Origin of the sequence: Streptomyces sp. GB4-14, assembly GCF_022696125.1 — a bacterium.
GTDB lineage: Bacteria > Actinomycetota > Actinomycetes > Streptomycetales > Streptomycetaceae > Streptomyces > Streptomyces werraensis.
In genome coordinates this window covers 4176330-4202385 of the sequence record NZ_RZHO01000002.1, presented here as the reverse complement: position 1 = coordinate 4202385, position 26056 = coordinate 4176330, and the positions used below count along the sequence as shown (strand labels likewise).

The 26056-nt window shown below is 72.2% G+C and carries 21 protein-coding genes and 1 pseudogene; 14 read left to right on the top strand and 8 right to left on the bottom strand.

Features of this window, described 5'->3' with window-relative positions; genetic code table 11:
- Genes ELQ39_RS20535 through ELQ39_RS20525 form a run of 3 tightly spaced genes read right to left on the bottom strand, consistent with a single transcriptional unit; the run spans window position 1 to window position 4185 of the window.
- Window positions 1-1686: a thiamine pyrophosphate-binding protein gene (locus tag ELQ39_RS20535; protein WP_242593261.1), complete on the bottom strand. Its 1686-nt coding sequence runs from the start codon at window positions 1684-1686 to the stop codon at window positions 1-3.
- Window positions 1683-2651 (bottom strand): agmatinase, encoded by a 969-nt coding sequence (gene speB, locus ELQ39_RS20530; RefSeq protein ID WP_225628635.1) that lies wholly within the window; start codon window positions 2649-2651, stop codon window positions 1683-1685. The genes ELQ39_RS20535 and speB overlap by 4 nt, the downstream gene beginning before the upstream one ends.
- A gap of 55 nt (window positions 2652-2706) precedes the next feature.
- On the bottom strand, window positions 2707-4185 hold the full coding sequence (locus tag ELQ39_RS20525) for a sodium:solute symporter (RefSeq protein WP_242593259.1): 1479 nt from the start codon (window positions 4183-4185) through the stop codon (window positions 2707-2709).
- A 185-nt stretch (window positions 4186-4370) separates the two neighbouring features.
- Between ELQ39_RS20525 and ELQ39_RS20520 the strand changes: the two genes are divergently transcribed.
- On the top strand, window positions 4371-5849 hold the full coding sequence (locus ELQ39_RS20520) for a helix-turn-helix domain-containing protein (RefSeq protein ID WP_242593257.1): 1479 nt from the start codon (window positions 4371-4373) through the stop codon (window positions 5847-5849).
- 36 nt (window positions 5850-5885) lie between these two features.
- On the opposite strand, the gene ELQ39_RS20515 is transcribed toward ELQ39_RS20520, so the two are convergent.
- Entirely contained in the window at window positions 5886-6569 is a 684-nt protein-coding gene (locus tag ELQ39_RS20515; protein WP_242593255.1) for a TetR/AcrR family transcriptional regulator, read from the bottom strand.
- Window positions 6570-6664: 95 nt separating this feature from the next.
- On the opposite strand from ELQ39_RS20515, the gene ELQ39_RS20510 reads away from it, so the two are divergent.
- Window positions 6665-7636, top strand: coding sequence for an NAD(P)-dependent alcohol dehydrogenase (locus tag ELQ39_RS20510; RefSeq protein WP_242593253.1), 972 nt, complete (start codon window positions 6665-6667; stop codon window positions 7634-7636).
- Between the two features lie 87 nt (window positions 7637-7723).
- The gene (locus ELQ39_RS20505) at window positions 7724-8512 is read left to right on the top strand and encodes a phosphatase (protein ID WP_190000746.1); all 789 of its coding nucleotides are present in this window, start codon (window positions 7724-7726) and stop codon (window positions 8510-8512) included.
- 70 nt (window positions 8513-8582) lie between these two features.
- Here ELQ39_RS20505 and tesB read toward each other — a convergent pair whose 3' ends face one another.
- The 3 genes from tesB to ELQ39_RS20490 all read right to left on the bottom strand — a co-directional run bounded on the left by tesB (window position 8583) and on the right by ELQ39_RS20490 (window position 11384).
- Complete coding sequence (gene tesB / locus ELQ39_RS20500; protein WP_225629331.1) at window positions 8583-9458, bottom strand: acyl-CoA thioesterase II; 876 nt, start codon at window positions 9456-9458, stop codon at window positions 8583-8585.
- A 35-nt stretch (window positions 9459-9493) separates the two neighbouring features.
- Window positions 9494-10651, bottom strand: a complete 1158-nt coding sequence (locus tag ELQ39_RS20495) for an acyl-CoA dehydrogenase family protein (protein WP_242593251.1) — start codon at window positions 10649-10651, stop codon at window positions 9494-9496.
- A 127-nt stretch (window positions 10652-10778) separates the two neighbouring features.
- Entirely contained in the window at window positions 10779-11384 is a 606-nt protein-coding gene (locus tag ELQ39_RS20490) for an SACE_7040 family transcriptional regulator (RefSeq protein ID WP_225629332.1), read from the bottom strand.
- An 86-nt stretch (window positions 11385-11470) separates the two neighbouring features.
- Between ELQ39_RS20490 and ELQ39_RS20485 the strand changes: the two genes are divergently transcribed.
- From ELQ39_RS20485 to ELQ39_RS20470, 4 genes are read left to right on the top strand one after another with little or no spacing between them, the layout of a single operon-like run.
- A complete protein-coding gene (locus ELQ39_RS20485; protein ID WP_242593249.1) occupies window positions 11471-13087 on the top strand; it encodes a carboxyl transferase domain-containing protein in 1617 nt (538 codons plus the stop codon).
- A 26-nt stretch (window positions 13088-13113) separates the two neighbouring features.
- Window positions 13114-15138 carry an acetyl/propionyl/methylcrotonyl-CoA carboxylase subunit alpha gene (locus ELQ39_RS20480; RefSeq protein WP_242595635.1) on the top strand — a complete coding sequence of 675 codons (2025 nt, stop codon included), beginning with the start codon at window positions 13114-13116 and terminating at the stop codon, window positions 15136-15138.
- Window positions 15135-16082 carry a hydroxymethylglutaryl-CoA lyase gene (locus ELQ39_RS20475; RefSeq protein WP_242593247.1) on the top strand — a complete coding sequence of 316 codons (948 nt, stop codon included), beginning with the start codon at window positions 15135-15137 and terminating at the stop codon, window positions 16080-16082. Before ELQ39_RS20480 ends, ELQ39_RS20475 begins: the two co-directional genes overlap by 4 nt.
- A gap of 4 nt (window positions 16083-16086) precedes the next feature.
- Window positions 16087-17247 carry an acyl-CoA dehydrogenase family protein gene (locus ELQ39_RS20470; protein WP_190000751.1) on the top strand — a complete coding sequence of 387 codons (1161 nt, stop codon included), beginning with the start codon at window positions 16087-16089 and terminating at the stop codon, window positions 17245-17247.
- Between the two features lie 67 nt (window positions 17248-17314).
- On the opposite strand, the gene ELQ39_RS20465 is transcribed toward ELQ39_RS20470, so the two are convergent.
- Window positions 17315-17650 (bottom strand): hypothetical protein, encoded by a 336-nt coding sequence (locus ELQ39_RS20465; protein ID WP_242593245.1) that lies wholly within the window; start codon window positions 17648-17650, stop codon window positions 17315-17317.
- 160 nt (window positions 17651-17810) lie between these two features.
- On the opposite strand from ELQ39_RS20465, the gene ELQ39_RS20460 reads away from it, so the two are divergent.
- The 7 genes and pseudogenes from ELQ39_RS20460 (at window position 17811) to ELQ39_RS20430 (ending at window position 25994) form a co-directional block, all read left to right on the top strand.
- The gene (locus ELQ39_RS20460) at window positions 17811-18854 is read left to right on the top strand and encodes an ABC transporter substrate-binding protein (RefSeq protein ID WP_242593243.1); all 1044 of its coding nucleotides are present in this window, start codon (window positions 17811-17813) and stop codon (window positions 18852-18854) included.
- A 69-nt stretch (window positions 18855-18923) separates the two neighbouring features.
- Window positions 18924-19788 (top strand): annotated as a pseudogene (locus ELQ39_RS20455) (siderophore-interacting protein).
- Window positions 19789-19947: 159 nt separating this feature from the next.
- Window positions 19948-21390 (top strand): lysine decarboxylase DesA, encoded by a 1443-nt coding sequence (desA, locus tag ELQ39_RS20450; protein ID WP_190000754.1) that lies wholly within the window; start codon window positions 19948-19950, stop codon window positions 21388-21390.
- Window positions 21374-22666 (top strand): lysine N(6)-hydroxylase/L-ornithine N(5)-oxygenase family protein, encoded by a 1293-nt coding sequence (locus tag ELQ39_RS20445; RefSeq protein WP_242593241.1) that lies wholly within the window; start codon window positions 21374-21376, stop codon window positions 22664-22666. The genes desA and ELQ39_RS20445 overlap by 17 nt, the downstream gene beginning before the upstream one ends.
- Entirely contained in the window at window positions 22663-23205 is a 543-nt protein-coding gene (locus tag ELQ39_RS20440) for a GNAT family N-acetyltransferase (RefSeq protein WP_242593239.1), read from the top strand. Before ELQ39_RS20445 ends, ELQ39_RS20440 begins: the two co-directional genes overlap by 4 nt.
- Entirely contained in the window at window positions 23202-24974 is a 1773-nt protein-coding gene (locus ELQ39_RS20435; protein WP_242593237.1) for an IucA/IucC family protein, read from the top strand. The genes ELQ39_RS20440 and ELQ39_RS20435 overlap by 4 nt, the downstream gene beginning before the upstream one ends.
- Window positions 24975-25103: 129 nt before the next feature.
- Window positions 25104-25994: a DUF4429 domain-containing protein gene (locus tag ELQ39_RS20430; protein WP_242593235.1), complete on the top strand. Its 891-nt coding sequence runs from the start codon at window positions 25104-25106 to the stop codon at window positions 25992-25994.
- Window positions 25995-26056: the final 62 nt, after the last annotated feature.

Genomic DNA, 26056 nt, shown 5'->3' with positions numbered 1-26056 from the left:
TCAGCCCAGGTGCGTCGGCGCGAACATGCGGAGGACCGCCGGGAGGACGACCACCGAGGGACCAGGGGTGGAGAGGGCCTTGGCGAGGTCCTCCTCCAGGGACTCGGGGGTGGTGCGGACGCCGGGGACGCCGAAGGACTCGGCGAGGGCCACGTAGTCCGGGCGGGTCAGCTCGGTCGCCGTGGGCTCGCCGAAGGCGTCCGTCATGTACTCGCGCAGGATGCCGTAGCCGCCGTCGTCGACGATCAGCCAGGTGACGTCCAGGTCGTACTGGCGGGCCGTGGCCAGCTCGGCGATCGAGTACAGCGCGCCGCCGTCGCCGGAGACCGCCAGCACCGGGCGGGTGGGGTCGGCGACCGCCGCGCCGAGGGCGGCGGGAAAGCCGTAGCCGAGACCGCCGGCGCCCTGCGCCGAGTGCAGGTGGTTGGGGCCCATCGCGTCGAACGCGGACCACGCCCAGTAGGCGAGGATCGTCATGTCCCAGAAGGACGGCGAGCCGGTCGGCAGGGCGCGCCGCACGGCCGTCAGGACCTGCTGCTCCAGCGCCAGGTCCTGCCCGTCGATGCGGGCCCGCACCCGGTCCAGCAGCTCCCGCACCCGCGCCGGGGCGGTGTCGTCCTCGCGGGGCCCGGCCGTCTCCAGGAGCGCCTGGAGGGCGAGGCGGGCGTCCGCGTGGATGCCGATGCCGGGGTGGTTGGACTCCAGTTTGCCGAGGTCGGCCTCGATCTGGATGACCCGGCCGCGAGGCTTGAACGTGTGGTAGTTCGAGGAGAGTTCGCCGAGTCCGGAGCCGACGACGAGCAGGACGTCCGCGTCCTCCAGGAAGTCGGTGGTGTGGCGGTCCTCGATCCAGGACTGCAGGGACAGCGGGTGGGTCCACGGGAAGGCGCCCTTGCCGCCGGGGGTGGTCACCACGGGCGCCTGAAGGCGCTCGGCGAGCTGCCGCAGCTTGCCGGAGGCGTCGGAGCGGACCACTCCGCCGCCCGCGATGATCGCGGGGCGTTCCGCCCCGGACAGCAGGTGCGCGGCCAGCGCGGTGAGTTCGGGGCGCGGGGGCAGCTCGTCCGGGGTGGCGTCCATCGCCGTCACCACCGGCAGGACCGTCTTCGCGAGCAGCACGTCCTGCGGGATCTCCACCCACACGGGCCCGTGCGGGACGGTGAGCGCCGACTTCCACGCCGCCGCGATCGCCGACGGGATCTGGGAGGCCGTGCGGACCGTGTGCACGGACTTGACGACGCCCCGGAACGAGGCGGACTGGTCGGGGAGTTCGTGCAGATAGCCGTGGCGTCCGCCGCCGAGGCCGGCCGTCGGCACCTGGCTGCTGATCGCCAGCACCGGCGCGGACGCGGCCGCCGCCTCCTGGAGCGCGGCCAGCGAGGTGAGCGCGCCGGGTCCGGTGGACAGCAGCAGCGGGGCCGCCTCGCCGGTGATGCGGCCGTACGCGTCGGCCGCGAAGCCCGCGTTGTTCTCCACGCGCAGGCCGATGTAGCGCAGGTCGGAGCGGCGCAGCGCGTCGAACATGCCGAGGGCGTGCTGGCCGGGCAGCCCGAAGACGGTGGTCGCGCCGAGCCCGGCCAGGGTCTCCACGACCAGGTCTCCGCCGGTGCGGCCGGGCGGGGGGTTCAGCGCCGCCTCCGTCTGCGCGGCGGTCGGACGGAGCTCCAGGTCGTGGTCGTGCGTCACTTGGCGCGGGCCTCCGCAATCTGGCGGGACATGATCGTGGTCAGTTCGTACGCCGTGTGGGACGCGGCGACCGAAGTGATCTCGGCGTGGTCGTACGCGGGCGCCACCTCGACGACGTCGGCCGAGACCAGGTTGCAGGAGGCGAGGCCGCGCAGGATCTCCAGCAGCTCGCGGGAGGTCATGCCGCCCGCCTCGGGCGTGCCGGTGCCGGGGGCGTGGGCCGGGTCGAGGCAGTCGATGTCGATGGAGATGTACAGCGGGCGGTCGCCGATGCGCTGCCGGAGCTGGTCGGCGACCTCGTCGGCGCCGCGGCGGTAGACGTCCGCGGAGGTGACGATGCCGAAGCCCATCTTCTCGTCGTCGGTGAGGTCCTGCTTGCCGTAGAGCGGGCCGCGGGTGCCGACGTGGGAGAGCGCCTCGGTGTCGAGGATGCCCTCCTCGACGGCCCGGCGGAACGGCGTGCCGTGGGTGTACTCGGCGCCGAAGTAGGTGTCCCAGGTGTCGAGGTGCGCGTCGAAGTGGAGCAGCGCGACCGGGCCGTGCTTCCTGGCGACGCTCCTGAGCAGCGGCAGCGCGATGGTGTGGTCGCCGCCGAGGGTCATCAGGCGGGCGCCGGTGCCGAGGAGGTCGTCGGCGGCGGCCTCTATCGTCTCGACGGCCTCGTTGATGTTGAACGGGTTGACGGCGATGTCACCGCCGTCCGCGACCTGCGCGAGGGCGAAGGGGGAGGCGTCCTGCGCGGGGTTGTAGGGGCGCAGCAGCCGGGACGCCTCGCGGATGGCGTTGCCGCCGAAGCGGGCGCCCGGCCGGTAGGAGACGCCCGAGTCGAACGGCACGCCCACGACGGCGACGTCGGCGCGGCCGACCTCGTCGAGCCGGGGCAGCCGGGCGAAGGTCGCGGGACCCGCGTAGCGCGGCACGCGGGACGAGTCGACGGGGCCGCGGGGCGTCTCGTTGCTGCTCATGAAGGACTGCTCTCTTTCCTACGTTTCGTCGCGTATGTGGTGACTGCCCACGATGCTACTGGGCGGCCGGGACCTGTTCGGACACGGTTTCGGACGCGTTCTCCGGCTCGGTGCCGCGTCCTGCGAGGCGCTCGCGCCAGGCGGCGAGGACGGCCGCGTCGGTCGGGCGGGTGGCGAGGGAGACGACGACGTAGGCCGCGAGGGAGGCGAGGAGGCCGTAGTAGACGGGCTCGTTGGCGAGGATGCCGTACGCGGCCATCAGGCCGATCACGGCGAGGCCGCCCACGGCGACGGAGGCGAGGGCGCCCTGGGCGGTGCCGCGCTTCCACAGCAGCCCGCCGAGGATGGGCACGAGCAGCCCGCCGACCAGCAGGTTGTACGCGACGGTCAGCGCCTGGACGACGTCGTTGAGGGCGATGGCGGTGGCGATCACGGCGAGACCCATCAGCAGGATGAAGGCGCGGTTGCCCCTGACCTCGTCGTGCTGCTCGCGCTCCGGGCGGACGATGCCGCGCAGCCGCGCCCAGATGTCGTTGTTGGCGACGGTGGCGCAGGCGATCAGCGCGCCGGAGGACGTCGACATCACGGCGGCGAGCGCGGCGGCCAGCACGAGGCCGCGCACGCCCATGGGCAGCTCGTCCTTGACGATGGTGGCGAACGCGTCGTCGGGGCTGGCGAGCTTCGGGTAGAGCACCTTGGCCGCGGTGCCGATGACCGCGCCGGCGACGGCGTAGGCGAGGCAGTAGGTGCCGGCGACGGTGCCGCCCCAGCGGGCCGTGCGGTCGCTGCGGGCGGTGAACACACGCTGCCAGATGTCCTGCCCGATGAGCATGCCGAACGTGTAGATCAGCACGTAGGTGAAGATCGTCTCGCCGCCGATGCCCAGCGGGTCGAAGTACTCGGTGGGCAGCTGTGCCTTCATCTCGCTGAAGCCGCCCGCCTTGACCACGGCGATGGGCAGCAGCAGGAGCAGCACGCCGATCGTCTTCACGACGAACTGCACCATGTCGGTGAGCGTGATCGACCACATGCCGCCGAGCGTGGAGTACGCGACGACGATCGAGCCGCCGAGGACGATCGCGAGGGTGCGGTTGATGTCGAAGAGGACGTCGAAGATCGTGGCGTAGGCGATCGTCGAGGTCACCGCGAGCATCAGGGTGTACGCCCACATGACGAGGCCGGAGATGACGCCGGCCCGGCCGCCGTAGCGCAGGTCGAGCATCTCCGAGACGGTGTAGACCTTCAGCCGGGCGATACGGGCGGAGAAGAAGACGCTGAGGGCGAGCAGTCCGAGGCCGATGGTGAACACCATCCAGGCGCCCGACAGGCCGTACTGGTAGCCGAGGCCCACGCCGCCGATGGTGGAGGCGCCGCCGAGGACGATGGCGGCCATGGTGCCGGAGTACATGGCGGGACCCAGGCGGCGGCCGGCCACCAGGAACTCGCTCTTGGACCTGGCGCGGCGCATGCCCCACCAGCCCATGGCCAGCATGCCGGCCATATAGACGACGATGACCAGGTAGTCCACGGCCATGCGGGGGCCTCCTTCGCGCACTGTCGGTGGCGTGTCGTGCAGACGGATCGCGCTCACCGGCGCCGCGCGGGGACATCCGCCCGTACCCGCGGGTTGCCGGTGACCCGACCTTAGGTGGCCGAAAAGCGACTGCGAAGTGTACGTTTCATCCAGATCGACATCCTGGGATGGAGGAAACGTCCACCATGCCGGACCCCGCTGTTCCGCCCACTCCACCCGTCCCCCTGGACGCGCTGCTCGCCCGCGCGGACCTGGGCCTGCGCCGGATCGCGGGCCCCGCGGACCCGGCGGTCGTGGTGCACTGGGCGCACACCTCGGAGATGGCCGACCCCTACCCGTACCTGCTGGGCGGCGAGCTGCTGCTGTCGGCGGGCGTGCACGTCCCGGACGGCGCGGGCGCGGGCTACTTCGACGCGTACGTGTCGCGGATCGTCGCGGCGGGCGGGGCGGCGCTCGGCTTCGGTGTCGCGCCGGTGCACGACACGGTGCCCGGGGCGCTGGTGGAGGCGTGCGAGATGCACGGGCTGCCGCTGCTGGAGGTGCCGCCGAGGACCACGTTCTCGGCGGTGGCGCGGGCGGTGTGGCAGCTGATGGCGCAGGCCCGCACGGCCGAGCTGCGGCGGGTAACGGAGGCCCAGCAGAGCCTGGCCACCGCCGCCGCCCGCCCGGACCCGGTCCCCTCCGTCCTCCAGCAGCTCGCCCGCCGCCTGGGCGGACGCGCGGTGCTGTACGGACCCGAGGGCACACGGATCGCGGCCGCCGGGACCGATCCGGGCGAGGAGACACGCACGGCGCTGGCGAAACTCGCGGAGGTCGTACGGCCGTCGGGACAGGAGCCCTCGGACGCCCGCCCCTCCTCCGCGTCCGACACGGTGGCCGGGCTGCGGCTGGTCGCGCACGCGCTGGGCAACGGCGAGGGGTTCGTGCTCGGGACGGCCGCCCCGCAGCGGGACGCGGGCGACCACACCATCGCGTCCGTCGCGGCCGTGCTGCTCTCCCTGCTCACCGGCGAACGGCACAGCGGCTCGGGCGCCGGCCGCTCCTCCGCGCTGGTACGGCTGCTGCTGGGCGCGGCGCCCGCGGAGGTGGCGCCGCTGCTCGGCGGTGACCGGTGGCGGGTCGTGCACGGCAGGCCGGACGGGCGGGCGGCGCCGGACCCGGTGGCCGCCTCCGCGCTCGGCGCGGCCCTCGGCTCGTCCCTGGTGGACGTCTCTGGCGAGGTGGTGCGGGTCCTGGTGCCCGACGGGCGGACGGTGGAGCGGGTGCCGGGCTGGACGCTCGGCGTCAGCGCTGCGGCGGCCCCGCGGGACTGGCCGGCCGCCGACACCCAGGCCGCCCGCGCCCTGGCCCGCGCCCGCGCCACCCGCACCCCGCTGCTCCGTCACGGCGACCGCCCGACGGCCCTCACGGACCTGGTCCCCCCGGCGGAAGCGGACGCCCACGCCCGCGCGCTCCTCGCGCCCATAGAGCGGTCCCCGGCCCTGGTCGACACCCTGCGCACCTGGCTGTCCCTCCACGGCAGCTGGGACCGCACGGCGGTCGCCCTGGACGTCCACCGCAACACGGTCCGGCAGCGCATCGCGCGCTGCGCGTCGCTCCTGGACGCGGACCTGGACGACCCGGACGTCCGCATGGAGCTGTGGTTCGCGCTGCGGCGGACGTGACCGTTGGCCCGGCCCGCGTGAGCGGCCCGGAGCCGGTCAGGACCGGCGGGGCGTCCGGGATCCCCCGCCCTCCGGTGTCAGGGGCAGGCCGCGCAGGGTCAGTCCCGACGGCGCGGGCAACGGTGCGGTGGGCGGGGCGGCCCGGAACGACTGGAGCAGGTACGCCACCAGGCGGCGGGACGCCCTCGGGTCGTCCGGGAGGGCCGCCACCAAGCCGCAGTGGGCCACCAGGGCGACGACGAGGTCGGACGGGTGGAAGTCGGGCCGGAGCGCACCCGACGCCTGGGCTCTGCGCACCAGGACGGTGAGGTCGCGTTCGGCCTGCTCACGGGAGTGCGCGTGCTCCTCCCTGGTCTCCGGGAAGGCGTCGAGGAACGCGGCCGGGAATCCGCGTTCCTCCCGCTGGAGGGCGCAGACCGTCTCGACCAGGTGCGTCAGGCCCGTCCACGGGTCGTCGGCGGCCAGGGCGTCACCAAGGGCCCGGCCGCAGGTCTCCATCTGCCGCGCGAACGCGCCCCGCACCAGCGCCTCCCGGGTCGGGAAGTGCCGGTACAGGGTCGCCACGCCGACCCCGGCCCGCCGGGCCACGGTCGCCATCGGGGCGTCGATCCCGTGCTCGGCGAAGACCGCGCGGGCCGCGGCGAGGAGGCGCTCCCGGTTGCGCCGGGCGTCCGCCCGCACGGTGTCCCGGGCCGTGTTCCGAGAGGATCGCGTCGTCACTGTCTCTCGCTTCCGCCTAAACGGACGATCTCGTCCGCTTGCCAGCCTACGGTCGGTCCCGAACCCCCGGACCACCTGACGCGAAGGCGACGGCGATGGACGACCGCATGATGAAGGCAGTGCTCTACGACCGTTACGGCGGCCCCGAGGAGCTCTACGTGGGCCGCGTGCCCCGGCCCGTGCCCGGCCCCGGCGAGGTCCTGGTGAAGGTGAGCGCGTTCAGCGTGAACGGCGGCGAGCTGTCCGCCCGCTCCGGGCGGCTCCGCCTGCTGCTCGGCCGCCGCTTCCCCAAGCGCGTGGGCCTTGACTTCACCGGCGAGGTCGCCGCGCACGGGGCCGGGGTCACCCGGTTCGCGCCCGGCGACCGCGTGTGGGGCGTCCTGGGCCGGACCTCGGGGTTCGGCAGCGCCGCCGAGTACGTGACCGTGCCCGAGGAGCGCGTCGGCCCGCTCCCCGACGGCCTCGACCCGGTGGACGCCGCCGCGCTCCCGGTGGCCACTACGGCCGTCACCGCGCTGCGCGACAAGGCCGGGCTGCGCCCCGGCGAGCGGCTCCTCGTGCGGGGCGCGGCGGGCGGCGTCGGCAACGCCGCCGTCCAGCTCGGGCGGGCGTACGGCGCGAAGGTCACGGGCCTCGCCCGCGCCGCCAACCTCGGCCTCGTCCGCGAACTCGGCGCGCACGAGGCCGTCGACCACCGGAGCGTACGGCCGGCGGACCTGGGCCGCTTCGACGTCGTCCTGGACACGGTGGGGACGGATCTCCGCGCCTTCCGGGGCCTGCTGAACCCCGGCGGGCGCATGGTGACCATCGCCTTCGACCTGAGCCGGCCCGTCACGTCGCTCGGCTACATTGCGGGCAGCGCGCTGCACGGACGCGGCCGGGTCCGCTTCTTCAGCGGCGACCCCCGTCGGGCCGATCTCGACGTGCTGGCCCGGCACGTCGCCGAGGGCGCGCTGCGCCCCGTGGTGGACAGGGTCTTCCCGCTGGAGGAGACGGCGGCGGCCCATCGGGCTCTGGAGGCGGGCGGCGTCCGGGGCAAGTACGTGGTGAGGGTCGCGGCTGAGTAGCCGTACGCAGCCGGCTGAGTACGTGACGCACGTCCCAGCGCGCGATACGCCAGGGACGGCCCCTGTTCCCTGCCTCACAATGGACGCATGCCGATACCCGGGACCCCCAGCCGCGCCGAACTCGTCGAGCACCTGGTCGCCACCCGCATCGCGGGCGAGGTCGCCACGCCGCGCGAGAACAACCTCTCCCACTACCGGAAGCTGGCGAACGGCGACCGGCACTACTGGCTCGGCCTGGAGCTCGGCGAGCGCTGGACCGACGAGCAGGACGTGCTCGCGGTGATGGCCGAGCGGGTCGGCGTGAACGACGACCCCGAGCACCGGTACGGGCAGGACACCATCGACCCCGAGCTGACGGTCGACGGCCTGGAGCGGATGGCGGGGCGGCTGCGCAAGGCGGCGGAGGGCCGGCAGCGGGTGCTGCTGGCGACCGGACACCCGGGCGGCCTGCTGGACGTGCACCGGGCGACGGCCGCCGCGCTGCGGGCGGCGGGCTGCGAGATCGTGGTCATCCCGGACGGGCTGACCACGGAGGAGGGCTACGTGATGCAGTTCGCGGACGTGGCGGTGCTTGAGCACGGGGCGACGCTGTGGCACACCCACTCGGGCGCGCCGATGAAGACGATCCTCACGGCGCTGGAGCGGGAGGGGAGACCGCTGCCCGACCTGGTGGTCGCCGACCACGGCTGGGCGGGCGCCGCCGGCCAGTACGGAGTGGACTCCGTCGGGTACGCCGACTGCAACGACCCCGCGCTGTTCCTCGCCGAGGCCGAGGGCACCGTCCAGGTGACCGTCCCCCTGGACGACCATGTGACGAGCCCCCGCCACTACGACCCGATGACGGCGTACCTGCTGGCGGCGGCGGGTCTGAGCTGACTCTCCCCTATGAACCTATGAACCGGGCCGCGGCCCCTTCCCTGGAAGCGCCGCGGCCTCTCCTTCTGCCTCAGTCCTCGTCGCGCGGGACGCGGACCACGCCCTCCTGGATGACGGAGACCGCGAGGCGGCCGTCCTGGGTGTAGATGCGCGCCTGGCCGAGCCCCCGGCCGCCGTGGGCGGTGGGGGACTGCTGGTCGTACAGCAGCCACTCGTCCGCGCGGAACGGGCGGTGGAACCACATCGCGTGGTCCAGGGAGGCCCCGACGACGTCGCCGACGGCCCAGCCGCCGCGCCCGTGGGCGAGCAGTACGGAGTCGAGGAGCGTCATGTCGGAGACGTACGTGGCGAGGACGACGTGCAGCAGAGGGTCGTCGGCGAGCTTGCCGTTGGTGCGGAACCACACCTGGGAGTGGGGTTCGCGGGGCTCGCCGAAGCGGCCGTAGGGCGGCTCGTCGACGTAGCGCAGGTCGACGGCGGCGCGTGCCTCGAGGAAGCGGTCGACGACCTCGGGCTCGAGGTGGGCGTAGCCGCGCAGGCGTTCCTCCGAGGTCGGGAGCGCGTCCGGGTCCGGGGACGCCGGCATCGGTGCCTGGTGGTCCAGGCCCTCCTCGTAGGTCTGGAAGGACGCGGAGAGGTGGAAGATCGGCTTGCCGTGCTGGACCGCGACCACCCGCCGGGTGGTGAACGAGCGGCCGTCGCGGATCCGGTCGACGGTGTAGACGATCGGCGCGCCGGGGTCGCCGAGGCGCAGGAAGTACGCGTGCAGGGAATGGGCGGGCCGGTCCTCGGGGACGGTCCGCCCGGCCGCGACCAGCGCCTGCGCCGCGACCTGCCCGCCGAAGACGCGGGGGACGACGGCGCTGCGCGAGCTGCCGCGGAAGATGTTCTCCTCGATCTGCTCGAGGTCGAGCAGATCGAGGAGTTCCTGAAGAGCCTGACTCATGGAATCAGTTGTATACGGCAGGGATTTCCGGGACCTTACAGGCCCATGTCCTTGGCGATGATCGTCTTCATGATCTCGCTGGTGCCGCCGTAGATGCGGTTGACCCGGTTGTCCGCGTACAGGCGGGCGATCGGGTACTCGTTCATGTAGCCGTAGCCGCCGTGCAGCTGGAGGCAGCGGTCGATGACGCGGTGGGCGACCTCGGTGCAGAACAGCTTGGCGCTGGCGGCCTCGGCGGGCGTGAGCTCGCCGGCGTCCAGGGCCTCCGTGGCGCGGTCGGCGACGGCCTCGGCGGCGTCCACCTCGGCCTGGCAGGCGGCCAGCTCGAACTTGGTGTTCTGGAAGTGCGCCACCGGCTTGCCGAAGACGGTGCGCTCCTGCACGTACTGCTTGGCGAACCGGACGGCGGCCTTGGCCTGGGCGTAGGCGCCGTAGGCGATGCCCCAGCGCTCGGAGGCCAGGTTGTGGCCGAGGTAGTAGAAGCCCTTGTTCTCCTCGCCGAGCAGGTCCTCGGCGGCGACCTTCACGTCGACGAACGCCAGCTCGGCGGTGTCGGAGGTGCGCAGGCCGAGCTTGTCGAGCTTGCGGCCGACCGAGTAGCCCTCGGACTTGGTGTCCACGACGAAGAGGGAGATGCCGTGACGGCGGTCCTCGGCGGTGGGGGCCGCGGTGCGGGCGCAGACGATCACCTTGTCGGCGTGGACGCCGCCGGTGATGAAGGTCTTGGCGCCGTTGAGGACGTAGTGAGTGCCGTCCTCGCTCAGCTTGGCGGTGGTCTTCATGCCCGCGAGGTCGGAGCCGGTGCCCGGCTCGGTCATCGCGATGGCCCACATCTCCTCGCCGGTGACGAACTTCGGGAGGTACCGCTTCTTCTGCTCGTCGGTGCCGAGCATCTTGATGTACGGCAGGGCGAGCAGCACGTGCACGCCGGAGCCGCCGAACTGGACGCCCGCGCGGGCGGTCTCCTCGTAGAGGACGGCCTCGAACTTGTGGGTGTCCATGCCCGCGCCGCCGAACTCCTCCGGCACGCTGATGCCGAAGATGCCCAGCTCACCGAGCTTGTAGTAGAAGTCGCGGGGCGCCTGTCCGGCCGCGAACCACTCGTCGTAGACGGGGACGACCTCGGCCTCGATGAAGGCGCGGAGGGTCTCCCGGAACGCCTCGTGATCCTCGTTGAAAATCGTACGGCGCACTATTCGCCACCTCCGGGGCCTGGGCATGTCTAAGCGCTTGCTCAGAGCAAGGTACCGGCGAGTATCCACACCCGTCCAGACCGGACGCCCCGTAACGCTCGTCACTCCGCGGCAGCGGGCGCGCCCCTCAGGAGTCCGCCGCCGCCGCGAACGCCCCCCGGGCCATCCGGTGCAGCAGCTCCGCCGTGCCCGCGCGGTCCGGGAGGGAGCCCGGGCGGGTGAGGTGGGGGGTGGAGTTGAGGAGGCCGAAGACCGAGTGGACCGCCGAGCGGGCGGCCGGTTCGGCGAGGTCCGGGTAGAGGCGGCGCACCACGGCCACCCAGAGCTCGACGTACTGCCGCTGGAGCTGGCGCACCAGCTTGCGGTCGGCGTCCCGGAGGCGGTCCAGCTCACGGTCGTGCAGGGTGATGAGCGGGCGGTCGTCGAGCGCGAAGTCGATGTGCCCCTCGATCAGCGAGTCGAGGACCGCCTCGGGAGCCGTCCCCCCGGCCCCGTCCGCCTCGGTGAGCCGACGCTTCGCACCGGTCAGCAGCGACTCGCTGATGCCGACCAGCAGCTCCGCCAGCATCGCGTCCTTGCCCGCGAAGTGCCGGTAGAGCCCGGGCCCGCTGATGCCGACGGCGGCGCCTATCTCGTCGACGCCGACCCCGTGGAAGCCCCGCTCGGCGAAGAGCCGCGCGGCCTCCTTGAGGATCTGCTCGCGGCGGGTGGGGGCGTCGGTTCTGGTGGCCATGAGGACGATTCTAGACAGGGAGGTTAGCGGTCGTTAACCTGAAGGAAATGCGTTAACGCTCATTAACACGTGAGGGGACCCGCAGGATGCATGAGGCACCGGAGCTTCACAGCGCGGCCGATCCCGCGTCGGAGGCCTTTCGGGCCAACGAGGAGGCGCACCGCGCCCTCGTCGAGGAGCTGCGCGGCAAGCTGGCCGCGGCGGCGCTCGGCGGCGGCGAGCGGGCACGCGCCCGTCACACCGCGCGCGGGAAGCTGCTCCCGCGCGACCGGGTGGACACCCTCCTGGACCCCGGCTCGCCCTTCCTGGAGCTGGCCCCGCTGGCCGCCGACGGGATGTACGACGGGCAGGCGCCGGCGGCCGGGGTGATCGCCGGGATCGGCCGGGTCGCGGGCCGCGAGTGCGTGGTCGTCGCCAACGACGCCACCGTCAAGGGCGGCACGTACTACCCGATGACCGTGAAGAAGCACCTGCGCGCGCAGGAGGTGGCCCTGGACAACCGGCTGCCCTGCGTCTACCTGGTGGACTCCGGAGGCGCCTTCCTGCCGATGCAGGACGAGGTGTTCCCGGACCGGGACCACTTCGGCCGCATCTTCTACAACCAGGCCCGGATGTCCGGCGCCGGCATCCCGCAGATCGCGGCGGTGCTCGGCTCCTGCACGGCGGGCGGGGCGTACGTCCCGGCGATGAGCGACGAGGCGGTGATCGTCCGCAACCAGGGCACGATCTTCCTCGGCGGCCCGCCGCTGGTGAAGGCGGCCACGGGTGAGGTCGTCACGGCGGAGGAGCTGGGCGGCGGCGAGGTCCACTCGCGGGTGTCCGGGGTGACCGACCACCTCGCCGAGGACGACGCGCACGCGCTGAGGATCGTGCGCCGGATCGTCTCCACGCTGCCCGCGCGCGGCCGGCTGCCCTGGCGGGTGGAACCGGCCGCCGAGCCCAAGGTGGACCCGGCGGGGCTGTACGGCGCGGTGCCGGTGGACTCCCGCACCCCCTACGACGTCCGCGAGATCATCGCGCGCGTCGTGGACGGCTCCCGGTTCGCCGAGTTCAAGGCGGAGTTCGGGCAGACCCTGGTCACCGGCTTCGCGCACATCCACGGCCACCCGGTGGGGATCGTCGCCAACAACGGCATCCTCTTCTCCGAGTCCGCCCAGAAGGGCGCCCACTTCATCGAGCTGTGCGACCAGCGCGGCATCCCCCTGGTGTTCCTGCAGAACATCTCGGGCTTCATGGTCGGCCGGGACTACGAGGCGGGCGGCATCGCCAAGCACGGCGCCAAGATGGTCACGGCCGTCGCCTGCACGCGCGTGCCGAAGCTGACCGTCGTGGTCGGCGGCTCCTACGGCGCGGGCAACTACTCGATGTGCGGCCGGGCCTACTCCCCCCGCTTCCTGTGGATGTGGCCGAACGCCAAGATCTCGGTGATGGGCGGCGAGCAGGCGGCCTCGGTCCTGGCGACGGTCAAACGGGACCAGCTGGAGGCGCGCGGCGAGGAGTGGCCCGCGGACGAGGAAGAGGCCTTCAAGGCCCCGATCCGCGCCCAGTACGAGCGCCAGGGGAACGCCTACTACGCGACGGCACGCCTCTGGGACGACGGCGTGATCGACCCGATGGACACCCGGCAGGTGCTGGGGCTGGCCCTGACCGCGTGCGCCAACGCGCCCCTGGGTGACCCCCAGTTCGGCGTCTTCCGGATGTGAGGGGACCCCTGACGATGACTGATCAGATGTTCGACACGGTGCTGGTGGCGAACCGGGGCGAGATCGCCGTCCGCGTCGAGCGCACGCTGCGATCGCTGGGCGTGCGCTCGGTGGCGGTGTACTCGGACGCGGACGCGGACGCCCGGCACGTCCGGGAGGCCGACACGGCGGTGCGGATCGGACCGGCGCCGGCCGCCGAGAGCTACCTGTCGGCCCAGCGGCTGCTGGAGGCCGCCGCCCGCACCGGCGCGCAGGCGGTGCACCCGGGGTACGGCTTCCTCGCGGAGAACGCGGAGTTCGCACGGGCCTGCGAGGCGGCAGGGCTCGTGTTCATCGGTCCCCCGGCGGACGCCATCGCCCTGATGGGCGACAAGATCCGCGCCAAGGAGACGGTGAAGGCGGCCGGGGTGCCGGTGGTGCCCGGCTCCAGCGGCAGCGGGCTGACGGACGCGCAGCTCGTCGACGCGGCCCGCGGGATCGGCATGCCGGTACTGCTGAAGCCGTCGGCGGGCGGCGGCGGCAAGGGCATGCGGCTCGTGCGGGACGAGACGCGGCTCGCCGACGAGATCGCCGCAGCCCGGCGCGAGGCCCGCGCCTCCTTCGGCGACGACACGCTCCTGGTGGAGCGGTGGATCGACCGGCCCCGGCACATCGAGATCCAGGTGCTGGCCGACGGCCACGGGAACGTGGTGCACCTGGGTGAGCGCGAGTGCTCCCTCCAGCGGCGGCACCAGAAGATCGTCGAGGAGGCGCCCAGTGTGCTCCTCGACGAGAAGACCCGGGCGGCGATGGGCGAGGCGGCCGTGCAGGCGGCCCGCTCCTGCGGCTACCGGGGCGCGGGCACGGTGGAGTTCATCGTCCCGGGCGACGACCCGTCGGCGTACTACTTCATGGAGATGAACACCCGGCTCCAGGTGGAGCACCCGGTCACCGAACTGATCACCGGCCTCGACCTGGTGGAGTGGCAGCTGCGGGTCGCGGCGGGCGAGCGGCTGCCGTTCGGGCAGGACGACGTCCGCCTCACCGGGCACGCGGTCGAGGCGCGGCTGTGCGCCGAGGACCCGGCGCGCGGCTTCCTGCCCTCCGGCGGCACGGTGCTGCGGCTGCGCGAGCCCCGGGGCGACGGCGTGCGCACCGACTCCGGGCTCTCCGAGGGCACGGAGGTCGGCAGCCTCTACGACCCGATGCTCTCCAAGGTGATCGCGTACGGTCCCGACCGGGCGACGGCGCTGCGCAAGCTGCGGGCGGCGCTCGCGGAGACGGTGACGCTGGGCGTGCAGACCAACGCGGGCTTCCTGCGGCGGCTGCTGGCGCACCCGGCGGTCGTGTCGGGCGAGCTGGACACCGGTCTGGTCGAGCGGGAGGCGGACTCCCTGGCCGGCGGCGAGGTGCCGGCCGAGGTGTACGCGGCGGCGGCGCTGCTGCGCCAGGCCGCCCTCGAACCCGCCGCGGCGCCCGGCTGGCGTGACCCGTTCGCCGCCGCCGACGGCTGGCGGATGGGCGGCGGCCGGGCCTGGACGGCGCACCACCTGCGGGTGGCGGGCCACGAACCGGTGACCGTGCGGGTGCGCGCCACGGCCGACGGCGGCACGGAGCTGCTGCTGCCCGGGGCGGACACCCCGCTGCGGGCGTCCGCCGGGCCGCTGGACGGACACCGGTTCACCTGCGAGCTGGACGGCGTGGCGCACACCTTCGCCGCCCTGCCGGACGGCTCCTGGCTGGGCCGGGACGGCGACGCCTGGCAGGTGCGGGACCACGACCCGGTCGCCGCGTCCCTCACCCGGGCGGGTCAGGCGGGCGCCGACTCGCTGACCGCGCCGATGCCGGGCACGGTGACGGTGGTGAAGGTCGCCGTCGGCGACGAGGTGGACGCGGGCCAGAGCCTGCTGGTGGTGGAGGCGATGAAGATGGAGCACGTCATCTCCGCCCCGCACGCGGGCACGGTCACGGAGCTGGACGTGTCCCCGGGCACGACGGTCGCCATGGACCAGGTGCTCGCGGTCATCGCGTCCGTGGAGGCCGCGGAACCGGCGGAAGGGGAGACGGCATGAACGCGAGCGAGCTGGGCCTGCCCATGGCCGTACCGGCCGAGGGGCTGCCGGCGCGGGTGCGGATCCACGAGGTGGGTGCCCGCGACGGCCTGCAGAACGAGAAGCAGACCGTGCCGACGGCCGTGAAGGCGGAGTTCGTCCGCCGGCTGGCCGGCACGGGCCTGACCACGATCGAGGCGACGAGCTTCGTGCACCCGAAGTGGGTGCCGCAGCTCGCGGACGCCGAGGACCTGTACCCGGCGGTGTCCGACCTGCCGGTCGAGCTGCCGGTGCTGGTTCCCAACGAGCGCGGCCTGGACCGCGCGCTGGCGCTGGGCGCCCGCCGGGTGGCGGTGTTCGCCAGTGCCACGGAGTCCTTCGCCAAGGCCAACCTCAACCGCACGGTGGACGAGGCGCTGGTCATGTTCGAGCCGGTGGTGGCCCGCGCGAAGGAGCAGGGCGTCCATGTGCGCGGCTATCTGTCGATGTGCTTCGGCGACCCCTGGGAGGGCGCGGTCCCGGTCCCCCAGGTGGTGCGGGTGTGCCGGGCGCTGCTCGACATGGGCTGCGACGAGCTGAGCCTCGGCGACACGATCGGCGTGGCGACCCCGGGCCATGTGACGGCCCTGATCCGCGCGCTCACGGAGGCGGGCGTGCCCGTCCCCGCGCTGGGCGTGCACTTCCACGACACCTACGGCCAGGCGCTGTCCAACACCCTGGCCGCGCTCCAGCAGGGCGTCGCCACGGTCGACGCCTCGGCCGGCGGGCTGGGCGGCTGCCCGTACGCGAAGTCCGCCACCGGCAATCTCGCCACCGAAGACCTCGTGTGGATGCTGCGGGGCCTCGGCATCGACACCGGGGTCGACCTCGGCCGTCTGGTCGCCACAAGCGTCTGGATGGCCGCCCATCTGGGCCGACCCAGCCCGTCCCGCACCGTACGAGCCCTCTCCCACCAGGAGCAGTGACGCCATGGACCACAAACTCTCCCCCGAACTCGAGGAACTCCGCCGCACGGTCGAGGAGTTCGCGCACGACGTGGTGGCGCCGAAGATCGGCGACTTCTACGAGCGGCACGAGTTCCCGTACGAGATCGTCCGGGAGATGGGCCGCATGGGCCTGTTCGGGCTGCCGTTCCCGGAGGAGTACGGCGGCATGGGCGGCGACTACTTCGCGCTCGGCGTGGCCCTGGAGGAACTGGCCCGCGTGGACTCCTCGGTGGCCATCACCCTGGAGGCGGGCGTCTCGCTGGGCGCCATGCCGCTGCACCTGTTCGGCACCGAGGAACAGAAGCGCGAGTGGCTGCCCCGGCTGTGCTCGGGCGAGATACTCGGCGCGTTCGGGCTGACCGAGCCGGACGGCGGCAGCGACGCGGGCGCGACCCGCACGACGGCCCGGCTGGACGAGGCGACGGACGAGTGGGTCATCAACGGCACCAAGTGCTTCATCACCAACTCGGGCACGGACATCACCGGTCTGGTCACCGTCACCGCCGTCACCGGCCGCAAGCCCGACGGCAGGCCGCGGATCTCGTCGATCATCGTTCCGTCCGGCACGCCCGGCTTCACGGTGGCGGCGCCGTACTCGAAGGTCGGCTGGAACGCCTCGGACACGCGCGAGCTCTCCTTCCAGGACGTGCGCGTCCCCGCGGCCAACCTGCTGGGCGAGGAGGGCCGCGGCTACGCGCAGTTCCTGCGCATCCTCGACGAGGGCCGCATCGCCATCGCGGCGCTCGCCACGGGCCTCGCGCAGGGCTGTGTCGACGAGTCGGTGAAGTACGCCAAGGAGCGGCACGCCTTCGGGCGTCCGATCGGCGCCAACCAGGCGATCCAGTTCAAGATCGCCGACATGGAGATGAAGGCGCACACGGCGCGGCTGGCGTGGCGGGACGCGGCGAGCCGGCTGGTGGCGGGCGAGCCGTTCAAGAAGGAGGCGGCGCTGGCCAAGCTGTACTCCTCCACGGTCGCCGTGGACAACGCGCGCGACGCGACGCAGATCCACGGCGGCTACGGCTTCATGAACGAGTACCCGGTGGCCCGCATGTGGCGCGACTCCAAGATCCTGGAGATCGGCGAGGGCACCAGCGAGGTCCAGCGGATGCTCATCGCACGGGAGTTGGGTCTGGCCGGCTGACCCCGGGACCGGCAGTGGGAGGGCCCGCGTCGGCCAGGACGCGGGCCGTCGCCGTGGCCGGGGCGCCTCAGCCCTCGGCCAGGTACATCAGCGCCACCAGGGCCGGCAGCGGGATCAGGAGCAGTACCGCCCCGACCACCCAGTGGCGGCGCCCGGACGCGCCCGTGCCGCGCCGGACCAGGATGTTGGCGGGGATCCACAGCCCGATCAGGACCGCCCACGGCGGGAGCAGGAGCCGCAGCCAGCCCACCAGATCGCCCACGGCCCCGCCGGAGGCGGACTCCGTGCCGGCGGTCAGGAGACTCGCCGCGAAGAGCGCCGTCAGCCACAGCGGTACGACGGCGAGGACACCGAGGACCAGGTTGACGGCCGCGGTGGGCCCCCACTTACGCACCACGTCCATGCCCGATCCCCCTTCGCGTGACCGGTTTCACGGTACAGGGCGGGCATTTCGGCACCCCGCGCAGGGACGGGTACGGGATGCCCTCTGGACAGATCGTTTGGTTAGGCTAACCTAACGCTGTTTGTACACCGGTCCCGTACGCACGAAAGCAGACCCTTCCATGCCGAACGCCACAACCGCCCGCCTCTCCCGTCGTGGACTGCTCGCCGCCGGCGGCGCCCTGGGCCTCGGCGCCGTACTCACCGCCTGCGGGGGCGACGACGCGAAGGACGGCGGCGCGGACACGAAGGGCTCCGCCAAGACCGGCCCCTGGACCTTCAAAGACGACCGCGGCACCACGGTGAAGCTGGACGAGGCGCCCAAGAACATCGTCGCGTTCACGGGCGTGGCCGCCGCGCTGTACGACTACGGCATCGAGGTCAAGGGCGTCTTCGGCCCGACCACGACCAAGGACGGCAAGGCCGACGTCCAGGCCGGCGACATGGACGTCAGCAAGGTGACGGTCCTGGGCAACGTCTGGGACCAGTTCAACGTCGAGAAGTACGCGGCCCTCGCGCCCGACGTCCTGATCTCCACGATGTTCGACGACGCCGGCACCCTCTGGTACGTCCCCGAGGCGTCCAAGGACAAGATCGCCAAGCTCGCGCCCAGCGTCGGCATCTCCGTGTTCGACCGTCAGCTCACCGCCCCGCTCCAGCGGATGTGGGAGCTGGCCGAGTCGCTCGGCGCCGACATGACGGCCGCGAAGGTCACCGAGGCCAAGAAGCGGTTCGAGGCGGCCTCGGAGCGGCTGCGCAAGGCCGCCAAGGCCAAGCCCGAGATCAAGGTGCTGGTCGGCTCCGCGAGCCCCGAGCTGTTCTACGTCTCGGGCAGCAACCTCTCGATCGACCTGGAGTACTTCAAGGCCCTCGGCGTGAACTTCGTGGAGCCGACGGAGGAGGCCAAGAAGGCCACGGGCGGCTGGTTCGAGAGCCTGAGCTGGGAGAACGTCGACAAGCACAAGGCCGACGTGATCATGATGGACGACCGCTCCTCGGCCATCCAGCCCGCCGACATCACCGAGGCGACCTGGAAGCAGCTGCCCGCCGTCAAGGCCGGCCAGGTCATCGCCCGTTCCACCGAGCCGATCCTGTCCTACGACAAGTGCGTGGCGCCGGTGGAGGCGCTCGCCGAGGCCATCGAGAAGGCCAGGAAGGTCAGCTGACCTCCGCGCAAGGCCCCCTCGCAGGTCCCCTGGCAAGGGCCAGCCGCCCTCGACTCGCAGGAGTACGCCGTGACGACTGCCGTGGCCGCCCCGTTCCGCTCCTTCGCCCCTCGGGCCGCCGGGACGCGGCGGCTCGGCCCGTCACCGGTCCGGGTCACCTTCACCGGACCGGAGCTGGGCGGCTTCCGCTCCGACGGGCGTGACCGGTCCCTGTCGTCACCCCTGCCCGATCCCGGGCGGGACAGGCCGGTGGTGCCGCTGGAACTCGGCGACAACCGGTGGCAGGTCCGGCGCGAACTGCCGGACGGCGTACGGGCGGTGACGCGCTCGTACACGCTGCGGGCGCCGCGTACGGACGCCCGGAGGCGGAACACCGAGATCGAGGTCGACCTCGACCTGCACGGCGTCACCCCTCAGGCGGGCCCGTCCGCCGGGGCCGGCCCGGCCTCCCGCTGGGCCGCCCGTGCCGCCGTGGGCGACCGGGTACTGCTGTTCGGCCCCGCGATCGCCGGCAACCGCGCGATCCGCTTCCGCCCTCCCGAGGACACCTCGACGGTGCCGCTGTGGGCGGACCAGACCCGCCTGCCAGGCGCGTCCGCCGTCCCGGAGAGCCTCCCGGCGGCCCCGCTACCGGGTCCGGCTGGAGGTACCGCACACCGGGGACGTCCAGGAGCTGCCTGCGGACACGGAGATCACCTGGTTCGCACGGGAGGGCGCCGCCGCCCCGGAGGCTCCGCCGGCCCTGGACGCCGTCCGCCGGACCGCCCTTCCCTCCCCCGAGCGCGCCTCCGTGTGGAGCGCCGGTGAGTCCGGCCAGGTCAAGCGGCTGCGTCGGCATTTCGTCCGGGAGCGCGGTGTCGACCGTCGGCGGGTGACGTTCGTGGGCTACCGGCCGCGCGGCCTGACGGAGCAGCAGCTTCGCGAACAGGCTTGAGCCGTGGGCGAGTTGAGGCTTTGTAGCGTCCTGTCGAGGACGTGACAACGGTCACGAAGGAAACGGGATTACCCCGGGAAAAGTTTGGTTAGGCTAACCTAAGTTGAACCGCACTGGACCTCTCCCCGCATCAGACCGTCCCCACCGGAGGACCCCCACATGCGCTCGCACCTGCTCAACGACACCACCACGGAGCACTACCGACGCTCCGTGACCGAAGGAGTCGAGCGGGTGGCCGCAAAACTCGCCGCCACCGACCGGCCGTTCACCGGCGTCACGGTCGACGACCTCGCCCCGCGCATCGACGCGATCGACCTCGACCGGCCGCTGCACGACACCACCGCGGTGCTGGACGAACTGGAGGACGTCTACCTCAGGGACGCGGTCTACTTCCACCACCCCCGCTACCTCGCCCACCTCAACTGCCCGGTCGTCATCCCGGCCGTGCTGGGCGAGGCGGTGCTCTCCGCCGTCAACTCCTCCCTGGACACCTGGGACCAGTCGGCCGGCGGCACCCTGATCGAGCGGAAGCTGATCGACTGGACGGCCGCCCGCATCGGCCTCGGCCCCGCCGCCGACGGCGTGTTCACCTCCGGCGGCACCCAGTCCAACCTCCAGGCGCTGCTGCTGGCCCGCGAGGAGACCAAGACCGAGGAGCTGACGAAGCTGCGCGTCTTCGCCTCCGAGGTCAGTCACTTCAGCGTGCAGAAATCCGCGAAGCTGCTCGGTCTCGGCCCGGACGCCGTGGTGGTGGTCCCCGTCGACCACGACAAGCGGATGCAGACCGTCGCCCTCGCCCACGAACTGGAGCGCTGCGCCGGGGCGGGGCTGATCCCGATGGCGGTCGTCGCCACCGCCGGCACCACCGACTTCGGCTCCATCGACCCGCTGCCGGAGATCGCGGGACTGTGCGAGCAGTACGGCGCCTGGATGCACGTGGACGCCGCCTACGGCTGCGGCCTGCTCGCCTCCCTCAAGTACCGGCACCGCATCGACGGCATCGAGCGCGCCGACTCGGTCACCGTCGACTACCACAAGTCCTTCTTCCAGCCGGTCAGTTCCTCGGCAGTGCTGGTGCGCGACGCGGCCACGCTGCGGCACGCCACCTACCACGCGGAGTACCTCAACCCGCGCCGCATGGTGACCGAGCGCATCCCCAACCAGGTCGACAAGTCCCTCCAGACCACCCGCCGCTTCGACGCGCTGAAGCTGTGGATGACGCTGCGCGTGATGGGCGCCGACGGCATCGGCCGGCTGTTCGACGAGGTGTGCGACCTCGCGGCCGAGGGCTGGAAGCTGCTGGCCGCCGACCCCCGCTTCGACGTGGTGGTCGAGCCGAGCCTCTCCACCCTGGTCTTCCGTTACGTCCCGGCGGCCGTCACCGATGCCGCCGAGATCGACCGCGCCAACCTGCACGCCCGCAAGGCCCTGTTCGCCTCCGGCGACGCGGTGGTCGCGAGCACCAAGGTGGCCGGGCGCCACTACCTGAAGTTCACCCTGCTCAACCCCGAGACCACGACGGCCGACATCACGGCCGTCCTCGACCTGATCGCCGGCCACGCCGAGCAGTACCTGGGAGAGTCCCTTGACCGCGCTTGCTGACACCACGGAACCGACCTACGACTTCGTGGGCATCGGGCTGGGCCCGTTCAACCTGGGGCTGGCCTGCCTGACCGAGCCCATCGACGAACTCGCGGGCGTCTTCCTGGAGTCCAAGCCGGACTTCGAGTGGCACGCGGGAATGTTCCTCGACGGCGCGCACCTGCAGACGCCGTTCATGTCGGACCTGGTCACCCTCGCCGACCCGACCTCCCCGTACTCCTTCCTCAACTACCTGAAGGAGAAGGGCCGGCTGTACTCGTTCTACATCCGGGAGAACTTCTACCCGCTGCGCGTGGAGTACGACGACTACTGCCGCTGGGCCGCCGCACAGCTGAGCAGCATCCGCTTCGGGACCACCGTCACCGAGGTCACGTGGGACGAGGCCGCCGAGGTGTACGTCGTGGCCACGTCCACCGGCACGACGTACCGCGGCCGGCACCTGGTGCTCGGCACCGGCACCGTTCCGTTCGTGCCCGAGGCGTGCCGCGGCCTGGAGGGCGACCTCTTCCACAACGCGCAGTACATGCACCGCAAGGCCGAGCTGCTGGGGAAGAAGTCGGTCACGATCGTGGGCAGCGGGCAGAGCGCCGCCGAAATCTACTACGAGCTGCTCTCGGAGATCGACGCCCACGGCTACCAGCTCAACTGGGTCACCCGCTCCCCGCGGTTCTTCCCGCTGGAGTACACCAAGCTGACCCTGGAGATGACGTCCCCGGACTACATCGACTACTTCCGCGCGCTGCCCGAGGACACCCGCTACCGGCTGGAGAAGCAGCAGAAGGGCCTGTTCAAGGGCATCAACTCGGACCTGATCGACGCGATCTTCGACCTGCTGTACCAGAAGAACGTGGAGAGCGGCGGCCGCGGCGTGCCCACCCGGCTGCTCACCAACTCCTCGCTCACCTCCGCCCGGTACCAGGACGGCACGTACACGCTGAGCTTCCACCAGGACGAGCAGGGCAAGGACTTCGAGATCGCCACCGAGGGCCTGGTGCTGGCGACCGGCTACCACTACGAGCAGCCCGCCTTCCTGGCGCCGGTGCGCGACCGGCTGCGCCTCGACGGCCGCGGCCGCTTCGACGTCGCCCGCAACTACGCGATCGACGTCACCGGGCGCGGCGTGTTCCTGCAGAACGCGGGCGTGCACACGCACAGCATCACCAGCCCCGACCTGGGCATGGGCGCCTACCGCAACGCCTCGATCATCCGCGAGCTGCTGGGCACCGAGTACTACCCGGTCGAGAAGAGCATCGCCTTCCAGGAGTTCGCCGTATGAGCACCATCGGTACGTTCACGATCCGCCCGCTCGACCCGAGGAAGGACGCGGAGCTGCTGCACCGCTGGGTGACGCATCCCAAGGCGGCGTTCTGGATGATGCAGGACGCGAAGCTCGAGGACGTGGAACGCGAGTACATGCGGATCGCCGCCCACGAGCACCACCACGCCTACCTGGGCCTGCACGACGGCGAGCCCGCCTTCCTGATGGAGAAGTACGACCCCCGGTACGTCGAACTCGCCGGACTCTACGAGCCCGAGCCCGGCGACGTCGGCATGCACTTCCTGGTCGCCCCCACCGACCGCCCCGTCCACGGCTTCACCCGCGCCGTCATCACCGCCGTGATGGAGGAACTGTTCGCCGATCCGGCCACCCGCCGGGTCGTGGTGGAGCCGGACGTCGGCAACAAGGCCGTGCACGCCCTGAACGAGGCCGTGGGCTTCGTGCCCGAGCGCGAGATCGACAAGCCGGAGAAGCGCGCGCTGCTGAGCTTCTGCACGCGCGAACAGTTCGAGGCCGCACGAGGAGCTTCCGCATGACCCTGTCCGACGCCGTGGCGCACCTGTCCCCCCACCGCTGGGCGCGGGCCAACCGTCTGCTGATCCGCAAGGCGCTCGCCGAGTTCGCGCACGAAAGGCTCGTCACTCCCGAGCCGGCCGGTGACGGCCGGTACGTCGTCCGCAGCGACGACGGCGAGACCCGCTACACGTTCGCCGCGAAGCTGCGCGGCCTGGACCACTGGCAGGTCGACGCCGACTCGATCACCCGCCACCGCGGCGACGCCGAACTCGAGCTCGCCGCGCTGGACTTCTTCATCGAGCTGCAGAAATCCCTGGGGCTGAGCGACGAGATCCTGCCGGTGTACCTGGAGGAGATCTCCTCCACCCTCTCCGGCACCTGCTACAAGCTGACCAAGCCGCAGATCACCTCAGCCGAGCTGGTCGACGCCGGGTTCCAGGCGATCGAGGCCGGCATGACCGAGGGCCACCCCTGCTTCGTCGCCAACAACGGGCGGCTCGGCTTCGGCGTCCACGAGTACCGGCGGTACGCCCCGGAGGCCGCGAACCCGGTGAAGCTGGTGTGGCTGGCCGCCCACCGCTCGCGGGCCGCGTTCACGGCCGGCGCCGGCATCGAGTACGAGGCGTTCGTCCGGCAGGAGCTGGGCGAGGAGACCGTCGAGCGGTTCCACGGCGTCCTGCGCGCGCAGGACCTGGACCCGGCCGACTACCTGCTGATCCCCGTCCACCCCTGGCAGTGGTGGAACAAGCTGTCCGTCACCTTCGCCGCCGAGGTCGCCCGCCGGCACCTCGTGCTGCTGGGCGAGGGTGACGACGAGTACCTGGCGCAGCAGTCCATCCGCACCTTCTTCAACCGCTCGCACCCGGAGAAGCACTACGTGAAGACGGCCCTGTCCGTCCTCAACATGGGCTTCATGCGGGGCCTGTCCGCCGCCTACATGGAGGCCACCCCCGCGATCAACGACTGGCTGGCGCGCCTGATCGACAACGACGCGGTGCTGCGGTCCACGGGACTGTCGGTCATCCGCGAGCGGGCCGCCGTGGGCTACCGGCACCTGGAGTACGAGCAGGCCACCGACCGCTACTCGCCGTACCGCAAGATGCTGGCGGCGCTGTGGCGGGAGAGCCCGGTGACGTCCCTGGAGGACGGCGAGTCGCTGGCCACCATGGCGTCCCTGGTCCACGTCGACCACGAGGGCCGGTCCTTCGCGGCCGCCCTGATCGAGCGCTCCGGGCTCGCCCCGGAGGAGTGGCTGAGACGCTACCTGCGGGCCTACTACGTCCCGCTGCTGCACAGCTTCTACGCCTACGACCTGGTGTACATGCCGCACGGCGAGAACGTCATCCTGGTCCTGGAGGACGGCGCCGTGAAGCGCGCGGTCTACAAGGACATCGCCGAGGAGATCGCGGTGATGGACCCGGACGCGGTGCTGCCGCCGGAGGTGTCCCGGATCCGTGTCGACGTCCCGGACGACACCAAGCTGCTGTCGATCTTCACGGACGTCTTCGACTGCTTCTTCCGCTTCCTCGCGGCGAACCTCGCCGAGGAAGGCGTCCTCGACGAGGAGGGCTTCTGGCGGACGGTCGCCGAGGTCACCCGCGAGTACCAGGCGTCGGTGCCGGAGCTGGCCGACAAGTTCGCCCGCTACGACATGTTCGCCCCGGAGTTCGCCCTGTCCTGCCTGAACCGCCTCCAGCTGCGCAACAACAAGCAAATGGTCGACCTGGCGGACCCCTCGGGCGCGCTCCAGCTCATAGGCACCCTGAAGAATCCCTTGGCGGCGTTCTGACCCGGCGCCCCTCAGGGGCGCCGGGAGCTGCGCCCCACCCCCACCCACGGTCGGCCACCCACGTTCCCCAGCCCTCCCTCCCCCAACTCCCGCCCCTGCCGGGGAACGTGGCGATGGAACAATCCCCCCATGGCGGAAATCATCCAGAAGGACGGCACGTGGACCTTCGACGGCGAAACCCTGCGCCTGACCCCCGGCCGCGACAAGAACGTCGGCCTGCTCCGCCGCACGCTGGGTGAACTGGCCGTGCCGCTGGAGGCGTTGGCGGGCATCTCACTGGAGCAGGGCAAGAAGTCGGGGCGGCTCAGGCTGCGGCTGCGCGACGGCGCCGACCCCCTGCTGCACGCGACGGGCGGCCGCCTCACCGAGCCCCACGACCCGTACCAGCTGGTCGTGGAGTCCGACCGCTACGGCGTCGCCGAGTACTTCACGGAGGAGGTCCGCACCGCGCTGCTGCTGGAGCAGATCCCGTCGGGCCCGGTGACCGGCTACCTGCTGCCCGGTCCGCCCCTGCCGCTGTCCGTCTCCGCAGGGGACGGCACGGTGAGCTTCGACGGCGAGCGCGTCCGGCTGGAGTGGAACTGGAAGACGGAGGACGCCAAGGCCGCCGCGGGCCCCCGCACCCTGGCGGTGGCCGACCTGGAGGGCGTGGACTGGCAGCCGGCGGCCGGGCTGGAGAACGGCCATCTGCGCTTCCTCGTGCGGCACGCCCCCACCAAGGTCCCGGCCAAGTACGACCCGAACGCGGTGGAGCTGTGGGGGTTCAAGAGGGACCCGCTGATGGCGCTGGTGGCCGCCGCCGTGCAGGCCCGTCTGCCGCACCCGTCCACCCCCGCCGCCCCGGCCCTGGAGGGCCCGCGCACCCCGGAGACCGACCGGTCCGCGCCGCCCGGCCCCGCCGAGGACGACCACGACGCGCTGCTGCGCCGGCTGCGGGAGCTGGGCGAGCTGCACCGGTCCGGGGTCCTCACCGACGAGGAGTTCACCCTCGCCAAGCAGGCCGTCCTGAAGCGCATGTAGAGGCCACCGGGCTTGGCCTGCCCGAAATCGGGCACGTTTCTTGCGAAACGGCCGCCGGTACT

What these genes read in the sequence shown, in the direction of transcription:
- ELQ39_RS20465 (WP_242593245.1), bottom strand. Translation starts at nt 17,650, where the DNA reads ATGGACGTGGTGCGTAAGTGGGGGCCCACCGCGGCCGTCAACCTGGTC.
- ELQ39_RS20510 (WP_242593253.1), top strand. Translation starts at nt 6,665, where the DNA reads ATGGACGACCGCATGATGAAGGCAGTGCTCTACGACCGTTACGGCGGC.
- ELQ39_RS20520 (WP_242593257.1), top strand. Translation starts at nt 4,371, where the DNA reads ATGCCGGACCCCGCTGTTCCGCCCACTCCACCCGTCCCCCTGGACGCG.
- ELQ39_RS20440 (WP_242593239.1), top strand. Translation starts at nt 22,663, where the DNA reads ATGAGCACCATCGGTACGTTCACGATCCGCCCGCTCGACCCGAGGAAG.
- tesB (WP_225629331.1), bottom strand. Translation starts at nt 9,458, where the DNA reads ATGAGTCAGGCTCTTCAGGAACTCCTCGATCTGCTCGACCTCGAGCAG.
- ELQ39_RS20460 (WP_242593243.1), top strand. Translation starts at nt 17,811, where the DNA reads ATGCCGAACGCCACAACCGCCCGCCTCTCCCGTCGTGGACTGCTCGCC.
- desA (WP_190000754.1), top strand. Translation starts at nt 19,948, where the DNA reads ATGCGCTCGCACCTGCTCAACGACACCACCACGGAGCACTACCGACGC.
- ELQ39_RS20480 (WP_242595635.1), top strand. Translation starts at nt 13,114, where the DNA reads ATGTTCGACACGGTGCTGGTGGCGAACCGGGGCGAGATCGCCGTCCGC.
- ELQ39_RS20470 (WP_190000751.1), top strand. Translation starts at nt 16,087, where the DNA reads ATGGACCACAAACTCTCCCCCGAACTCGAGGAACTCCGCCGCACGGTC.
- ELQ39_RS20430 (WP_242593235.1), top strand. Translation starts at nt 25,104, where the DNA reads ATGGCGGAAATCATCCAGAAGGACGGCACGTGGACCTTCGACGGCGAA.
- ELQ39_RS20505 (WP_190000746.1), top strand. Translation starts at nt 7,724, where the DNA reads ATGCCGATACCCGGGACCCCCAGCCGCGCCGAACTCGTCGAGCACCTG.
- ELQ39_RS20485 (WP_242593249.1), top strand. Translation starts at nt 11,471, where the DNA reads ATGCATGAGGCACCGGAGCTTCACAGCGCGGCCGATCCCGCGTCGGAG.
- speB (WP_225628635.1), bottom strand. Translation starts at nt 2,651, where the DNA reads ATGAGCAGCAACGAGACGCCCCGCGGCCCCGTCGACTCGTCCCGCGTG.
- ELQ39_RS20435 (WP_242593237.1), top strand. Translation starts at nt 23,202, where the DNA reads ATGACCCTGTCCGACGCCGTGGCGCACCTGTCCCCCCACCGCTGGGCG.
- ELQ39_RS20475 (WP_242593247.1), top strand. Translation starts at nt 15,135, where the DNA reads ATGAACGCGAGCGAGCTGGGCCTGCCCATGGCCGTACCGGCCGAGGGG.
- ELQ39_RS20490 (WP_225629332.1), bottom strand. Translation starts at nt 11,384, where the DNA reads ATGGCCACCAGAACCGACGCCCCCACCCGCCGCGAGCAGATCCTCAAG.
- ELQ39_RS20525 (WP_242593259.1), bottom strand. Translation starts at nt 4,185, where the DNA reads ATGGCCGTGGACTACCTGGTCATCGTCGTCTATATGGCCGGCATGCTG.